The 8426-nt window shown below is 51.6% G+C and carries 2 protein-coding genes and 1 pseudogene; 1 reads left to right on the top strand and 2 read right to left on the bottom strand.

The window, feature by feature from the left end; translation table 11 throughout:
* The first annotated feature begins 91 nt into the window (after positions 1-91).
* Positions 92-1299 (top strand): IS3 family transposase gene (locus tag OGV38_RS10170; protein ID WP_117086587.1). Its coding sequence is split into 2 segments (ribosomal slippage): positions 92-413 and positions 413-1299, totalling 1209 coding nucleotides; the frame shifts between segments, so codons are not numbered across the junction.
* On the opposite strand, the pseudogene proA reads toward OGV38_RS10170, so the two are convergent.
* Together proA and OGV38_RS10150 are read right to left on the bottom strand one after the other, a co-directional pair.
* A pseudogene (gene proA, locus OGV38_RS25100) lies at positions 1296-7205 on the bottom strand (anti-phage protein ProA). The gene OGV38_RS10170 and the pseudogene proA overlap by 4 nt on opposite strands.
* 29 nt (positions 7206-7234) lie before the next feature.
* Positions 7235-8355 (bottom strand): IS3-like element ISSen4 family transposase gene (locus OGV38_RS10150; RefSeq protein WP_096147877.1). Its coding sequence is split into 2 segments (ribosomal slippage): positions 7235-8097 and positions 8097-8355, totalling 1122 coding nucleotides; the frame shifts between segments, so codons are not numbered across the junction.
* Positions 8356-8426: the final 71 nt, after the last annotated feature.

Below are 8426 nucleotides of genomic sequence, written 5' to 3'. Positions count from 1 at the left end.
TGATGTAGCCCCCTGAAACACCGGACAGTAGCTGTATCTCCAGATAAGAGATAGGCTTGAATATATGTCTAACACTAACGCCAATTTTGAGATGACCGGGATCCTGTTAGGGCAAGAAGTCCGTAAACGTAAAACTCCTCAGGAGAAGATCGCCATTATCCAGCAGACGATGGAGCCGGGTATGAATGTCTCCCATGTCGCCCGCCTGCATGGTATCCAGCCCAGCCTGCTGTTTAAGTGGAAGAAGCAATATCAGGAAGGCAGCCTCACCGCCGTTGCGGCTGGAGAGGAAGTCGTTCCTGCTTCTGAGCTTACTGCTGCTCTGAAGCAGGTCCGGGAGCTTCAGCGCCTTCTGGGCAAGAAGACGATGGAAGTTGAGATCCTGAAAGAAGCCGTGGAGTACGGTCAGTCGCGAAAATGGATAGCGCACGCGCCCTTGTTGCCAAAGGACGGGGAATAGCCATGGTCTGCCGGACCATGGGCGTGTCGCGTGCGCAACTGTCACTGCGGATTAACCGTTCTGCCGACTGGCAGGACAGGCGCTGTAACCGGCGTAATGAAGAAGCAGACGCAGAAATACTGTCGGCTATCCTCAACATTATCAGCGATATGCCGAGTTATGGTTATCGACGCGTGTGGGGCATCCTGCGCAAGCAACGTCGCACAGAGGGACAGCTACCTGTGAATGCCAAACGGCTTTACAGGATAATGCGTGAGCATAACCTGTTGTTGTTGCATCACAAACCAGAGCGACCGAAGCGTGAACATAAGGGCAAGATAGCGGTGGCAGAAAGCGATATGCGCTGGTGTTCAGATGGCTTCGAGTTCGGCTGCGACAACGGCGAAAAACTGCGGGTAACGTTCGCGCTGGACTGCTGCGACCGTGAGGCCATAGACTGGGCAGCAAGCACGGGAGGCTATGACAGTTCGACCGTGCAGGATGTGATGCTGAGGTCGGTGGAAAAGCGCTTCGGCGACAGGTTGCCCGACACAGCGGTGCAGTGGCTGACGGATAACGGTTCAGCGTATACCGCGTATGAAACGCGGAGGTTCGCGAGAGAGCTGAATCTGGAGCCCTGCACAACAGCGGTGAGCAGCCCGCAGAGTAATGGCATGGCCGAACGGTTCGTGAAAACGATGAAAGAAGACTATATCGCGTTCATGCCAAAACCGGATGTGAGAACAGCACTGCGAAACCTTGCAGTAGCGTTCACGCATTACAATGAAAACCACCCGCACAGCGCGCTGGGATATCACTCCCCGAGGGAATACCGGCGGCAGCGGACATCGTTAACTTAAGATACAAAAGCTGTTCGGAGATGGAGGGTCAAGATCACAATCCTTTTTTTTGCCTGACTGGTCAGGCGCTTAATTCCAAGCGAGCGGGTCATTTCCTGTATCTTATTGTCACCTTTAATACTCAGCGCCAGTGCGCGTAATTCCTCACTAGGAATCGCGTCAACCTGGCGAATGTCGTTATCCGTGGCAGGCAAACGAAACGCATTCCAGTCAGCACGTTGCTCAGCGGACAGCCAGACGAAGTTTTCACCTGAGTGATCGGCTGCAAGGTGATAGTGTTGATCCACAATTTCCATTACGCGTTCACGTATCAGTCTGCCAGCGCGAGTGAAGCCGTGTATACGTGCGATGCGTTGCACAAGCGTTGTATCCAGAACGGGTGATTCACTTGTTACCACAGCTTCAATGAGGGTTTTAAGTGTCTCATCATATTCAGCGATATAGAATTGTTCTGCATCTGTCCTGTCGTGCCATTCCTGAAGATCGTTAACGACATACTTACCGGCATGCGCTGGCTTGTTGTTATTCTGAGAAGCTGTAGATGCATACTTCAACTCAGTGCCACCATCATCTTCGCTTACTTCGGCGGGAGGCGTGATGATAGGGTTTACTGACGTGGATATTTCTTCATCATTAGCGACAGGTGTAATTTCAGATACCAGTATGTCTTCACTGGCATCATTGGTTACATGACCGATGACTGGCGTAATCTGCTTTTGTTTTTCTGCTTCAGCAATCAGTGCGGCTTCCGCTGCTCTGGATTCCTCCAGCAGGCGATTTATTGCTGTATCCAGCCTGTCGAGTGCACCTTCTTTATCAATCCACCATTCAGTTGACCAGAGGCGCAGTAATTTCCAGCCCAGGCCCTGTAGGATAGCGCTGCGGACTTTATCGCGATCGCGTGCTGTTGCTGCGCTATGGTAAGTGGCACCGTCACATTCAACACCGACAAGATAGTCGCCAGGCTTATCCGGATGAACGATCCCCAAATCAATACGGAAACGGGATACGCCAATTTGCGGGACAACATGCCAGCCTTTTCTCCTCAGACCATTTGCTACTGCCTCTTCAAACGGTGAGTCATAACCGCCTACAGACCCACGTACTGCCTGAGAAAGAGCTTCAGGGCCGCGCTGGGCAAACTCAATAAAGTGTTTGAGGTCAGCAACCGCGCGGGCGCTGGTCCGATTAAGGTCGATGAAGGAAGGATCGAACGAGCTGAAGACCATCATTTCCTGTCGCGCACGTGTGACGGCAACATTCAGCCGGCGCCAGCCTCCCTCGCGATTAAGCGGGCCAAAATTCATCGACATTGTATTTGCGCCCGGCTCAGTCGGGCCGTACCCGATGCTAATTATGATCAAATCGCGTTCATCCCCCTGAACCGTTTCGAGGTTTTTAACCACAACAGGTTCTTCCAGTTCAGACTGGAAGAAGGGTTCAATTTCAGGGTGATGCTGTCTGGCACGGTCCAGCAGATCGCTGACTAGCTTTTGCTGTTCAGTATTCAGCGTGATAATGCCTATCGATCTGCCTGATGCAACGAACTCTTTATCAGTCAGTCGCTTCACCGTTTCAGCGACGATCGCTTCTGCCTCGACCTGATTATGACGTCCTTTCCCTTTAGAGTAGACGCCTGTAACCTTGCACCACTGGACAGCACTTTGCTTTGTTTCGGAAGCGGGGAACGTAATCAGGTTGCTGTCATAGTAGCGATGGTTGGAGAAGGTAATCAGGCTTTCATGACGGCTCCGGTAATGCCAGCTCAGGCTGTGGTTATACAGGCCGGCAGCAAGACACTCATCCAGAATGCTTTCCATATCTTCTTCAGTATCATCGTCCGTGTCATTAGCTGCACGATTAAAGAAGCTGGTTGGCGGCATCTGGCGGGGATCACCGGCGATTACCACCTGTTTGCCACGCGCCATGGTGCCGATAGCATCCCACGGGGCAATCTGCGATGCCTCATCGAAAATCACCAGATCAAACAAGGCTTGGTCGGAGGGCAGGAACTGGGCGACTGAAAGCGGACTCATCAGCATGCAGGGGGCAAGTTTGGCCATGGCATCGCCCATTTCGGCTGCCATCTGGCGTACCGGTTTATGACGACGGGGTTTCTGTAGTTCATGTTTAAGCAGTGCAAAACCACTCTGCTTGCTGACCTCATTTTTTGCAGGAATGACGCCACATAAACGAGCACGGATATAGCGTACTGTCAGTTTGGCCAGACGATCGGTTTGAGCACGGTAAGCTTCAATATCACTCATGTGCTCAGCCGGCACAAAATTGTGCAGCAGCGGCTCTGAATCGATCATCCACGATGCAAACCAGCGGCAATAGGCAGTTTCAAAAATCTCTGCAGCGCTTATTTCTCCTGAGTTAAGATGGATCAGCGCGTTGATAACTGGCTGCAGGCCATGTGAAATCGCTTCCTCACGTACACGGCTCCAGTCACTCCAGGCTTTAAGAGCAGACTGATGTTGCAGGATATTGAGTGCGCAGTCACGCAGTGCCGGGAGCGATGGTTTGTCCTCAGCTGGTTTTATCAGATTGCAGAAGCTAACCTGTGCATCATTGAAATTGGCGATTGCTGTGCGCAGTTTCCGAGTCAGGGCGGAGATAACACCCTGCGAACCGAGAAGGTCATTGGCATCAATAATCAGATTTTTTACAGCAGTGCGGATCTCGACCAACTGCTGTGGCGAAGAAGCAAAACCACCAAGCGAATTGCGGATAGATTCTGCAAGTTCCAGGGTGGTCTGCAACTGTGCAACGTTGGTATCCAGCCCAGCCCAACCCGGCAGGGATAAAGTGACAGAGTTAAGCTCGGTCAGACGTTGCAGCAATGTCTGCAGAGTTTCAGCAATGGGGAGATCAACGGATAAGTCGGGAGCTGACGTTAGCGAGTATTGTCGGATAACTTCACCAATGACTTTCTTGCGGGCACTGGTCGCAAAGAACCAGAATTTTTTGTCAGCGACGTCAAGTGCGTTTCTGATCTGCGGAGCATTAACGTACTGCCAGCTGTTACCAGGGTAGGTAACTGACAGATTAGCCTTTGGTCACTTCAATCTCTTTCAGGAGGTGAACGGCTTTATTCGCTGACTCTATACGGCTTGTGGCATCCGGTGCGAACATGAAATTCAGATCAATGCCGTAAGCTTCCGTCAATAATTCACAGAATGAAGTTAGTTGCGACAGTCTCTCGGGCTCAGTAGAGTCCAGAGTAACTCCCGTCACCTTCAGTAATTCCTCGGTGGCGTTTTCAAGGTGATCGATGATTGCAGGCAATGAATTCGCTGCAGCAATGAGAGAAGACTGCCACCCATTGGTCCAGTCAGCCTGCGTGATGAGGTCAAAATGATCGCCGTGCTGTTTCCAGGTATCACGGTTCAGCTCCAGACGTTTTACTATCTCTCTGAACTGAGTCATCTCTGAAGAAGAATGCAAAGTCGATGCAGGCCAGCTAAAGTGCGGCGTGGCGCTACTTGCATCCCTGATAACCGTGCCCATTGCCTGATGGAGCGTTAAGCCATTTGGCCAGCGCAGATGGAGCAAACGGACAACCTCATTGAGTTTGTCTCGCAGGTGCTGCACCTTGGCCGCTTCTTCCTTCCACTCCGAGGTGGTCAGTAGATCACGCGCATCCCATGCCCGCTCTAGCTGTTTCAGAAAATCCATCTTGGACGTTTTGCTCGAGTGCAGTTCCAGACAAAATTCACCGAGTCCCTGAGCCTCAAGCCTGCGATAGACCACATCCAGTGCCGCTTTCTTCTCAGCAACAAAAAGTACGCGTCTTCCCAGCGCAAGATTATGCGCGATCATATTGGCTATGGTTTGCGACTTACCGGTACCGGGGGGCCATCCAGAACAAAATCCCTCCCTTTTGCAGAGGCTACAACGGCGGCGATTTGCGAGGAATCTGCAGGCAGCGGTAGGAAAAGATCCTGCGTATTGACGTTGTCATCGAGTTCCTCAACGTTGATGACTTCTCCGCTCTTATCCAGAACGGCATTGTCCTGGCCGCGTTCGATGAGATACTTTACCAGCGCACTTTGCATCAACTGAGGTGCCCGATCGATTAGATCTTTCCACATCAGATATTTGGCAAAAGAGAATGTGCCAATCACGACATCACGGGTGACTTCGAAACCGGGTATGTCGCGCACAGCACGCCGTACCATATTCCAGATGCCATCCACATCAACACCACTTTCATCGGTGGGCAGATCGCCATCGAGGCCGTTAATTGTCAGAGCAAAGTCATTATGTAGCAGTTCAAGCAGAGTAAGGTTGAAGCGGGGCTCTTCTTCCAGCAAACGCATGGACACGCCCGAAAGTACACTTTTACGGTCAAGCTGAATCGGCAGTAGTATCAGTGGAGCTGAGTAACTTTTGGGATCATCAGCGGATTTTTTCCATTTAAGGAAGCCCACAGCGAGGAAAAGAGTGTTGGCACCACCTTCCTCCAAATCACTTTTCGATTTTCGATAGAGGTCGATTAGGGATGACTCGAGGCGGTATTTTTCCATTGCGGAGACGACTTCACCGCGTTCCAGCGCAATCTGGGCGTATTCTTCCCGCAGGTTCTCGTTTGTGAGCTGCTGATAAAGTTCGGCATCGCGGCCTCCACTCTCTAGATCAGGGAGCGGGACAATGCGAATGCGTTTGCCTTCAGCTAGCTTATCTTCAAGATGGCCCGGATTCGCACAGATCAAACGAATGCCTTTAGCGCTTTCAGGCAGGTGTAACAGGCGGTTACGGGTGGTTAAGTCCAGAAGTTTTCGTTGCCATTGTACAAGCCGGCCCCCAGCTTCTTTTTCGCCAGCTGTTTCAATATCAATGTCAACATCAGGGAGAGAGGGTGCGTCCTCAAACCCATGAGAAATAACCTCCTCAGCATCAGGCTGTTCTTCAAGGCGAGTGACACCCAAAGCCAGTGGCCGAATTTTCTGCATCCGCGCGCGACGCGAATCAATGGCTGCGTGAAAAACATCCTCGTTAAGATACTTTAACGCTTCATCAGATGCCTGAGTAAATGAAGGCGGGTGGGCTCTGGTCGCGAGAGTTGTCTCAAATACGACCATTTCTTTTAGGTCGACACGTTTGCGCACCGCAGAGACGTCTTCTGTCACTAGCTGCGAAAATTCCTGTGGTTGTAACCAGACGCCAGCAAACGCATGACCTTCACTGAGCATTAGCAGTGAATTCAAACCAATCTGTTCCAGTGCTGAAGCAAATAATAAGGTTGTATCCAGACAGGTCGCGACTTTACCTTCCAGAATGATGCCTGGTGTGCGAATTTTCTGGCCATTCCGTTCAAAGCTGGCTGGGGGAAGGGCATAACTGATATTGAGGTTGCAGACAGCAGTCCAGAGAGCTGAGGTAATTTCCCAGACACGAGTTCTCGACTTGCTTTCATAACCATCAAGAGCGTCATTCTTGCCTGCACGGCGAAGGACATCAGAGGCTGCCTTGAGTACACGATCTACCGCCGGATCATTAGGAATGATAAATGAAGGGAGCAATTCAATCATTGCGCTGCCGCCCCATTCATTTTTCGCAAGTGCCTCAAGCGAATAATGAGTAATGAAGATTTCTTCCTCACCCTGGCACAAACTTATGGTGACTTCGCAGAGTACGCTTTCGGTCAGTTCGGCGAGCCATTTGGCATTAAGTTTGACATCCCGATCCCTGATATCCAGTGAAGTACCGGGAAGCAGGCGGTCGATATTCCATTTTTTATCTTCGAGCACGGCTGGCGCGGTCCGCAGATGCAGCGTCAGATCCTGAAATGTCTCTTCGGACTCATTATGCAAGATGAGCTCACGTAACAGCGGAACTGCATTCTGGTGTGATGTGAACCCCAGCTTGTGCGCGATACTCACCTGCGCTTTTATACCCATTGACCTGCCCCCACGATTAGATACAACACTCAGTTAGTAACGTCGGAATCTTCATTCTCAGAATGACCCTTTCTCCAGCCCGCTGCAAATTCAGACGGTGTCTGATAATTCAGCGTGGAGTGCGGGCGGCATTCGTTATAATCCTGCCGCCAGTCATTAATAATTTTCCTGGCATGAACGATATCGCTGAACCAGTGCTCATTCAAACATTCATCGCGAAATCGTCCGTTAAAGCTCTCAATAAATCCGTTCTGCGTTGGCTTGCCCGGCTGGATTAAGCGCAACTCAACACCATGCTCAAAGGCCCATTGATCCAGTGCACGGCAAGTGAACTCCGGCCCCTGGTCAGTTCTTATCGTCGCCGGATAGCCTCGAAACAGTGCAATGCTGTCCAGAATACGCGTGACCTGAACGCCTGAAATCCCAAAGGCAACAGTGACCGTCAGGCATTCCTTTGTGAAATCATCGACGCAGGTAAGACACTTGATCCTGCGACCGGTGGAAAGTGCGTCCATGACGAAATCCATCGACCAGGTCAGATTGGGCGCCGCCGGACGGAGCAGCGGCAGACGTTCTGTTGCCAGCCCTTTACGACGTCTTCTGCGTTTTACGCCCAGGCCACTGAGGTGATAAAGCCGGTACACGCGCTTATGATTAACATGAAGCCCTTCACGGCGCAGCAACTGCCAAATACGACGGTAGCCAAAACGCCTGCGCTCCAGTGCCAGCTCAGTGATGCGCCCTGATAAATGCGCATCAGCAGCCGGACGGTGAGCCTCATAGCGGCAGGTCGACAGGGATAAACCTGTAAGCCTGCAGGCACGACGTTGCGACAGACCGGTCGCATCACACATCAACATCACGGCTTCCCGCTTCTGGTCTGTCGTCAGTACTTTCGCCCAAGAGCCACCTGAAGCGCCTCTTTATCCAGCATGGCTTCGGCAAGCAGCTTCTTGAGTCTGGCGTTCTCTTCCTCAAGCGACTTCAGGCGCTTAACTTCAGGCACCTCCATACCGCCATACTTCTTACGCCAGATGTAAAACGTGGCATCGGAAATGGCATGCTTGCGGCAGAGTTCACGGGCGGGTACCCCAGCTTCGGCTTCGCGGAGAATACTGATGATCTGTTCGTCGGAAAAACGCTTCTTCATGGGGATGTCCTCATGTGGCTTATGAAGACATTACTAACATCGGGGTGTACTAATCAACGGGGAGCAGGTCA

Origin of the sequence: Citrobacter sp. Cb080, from assembly GCF_030334745.1 — a bacterium.
GTDB lineage: Bacteria > Pseudomonadota > Gammaproteobacteria > Enterobacterales > Enterobacteriaceae > Citrobacter > Citrobacter braakii.
The sequence above is the reverse complement of the archived record's forward strand: the minus strand, read 5'-3'. Positions and strand labels throughout refer to the sequence as shown.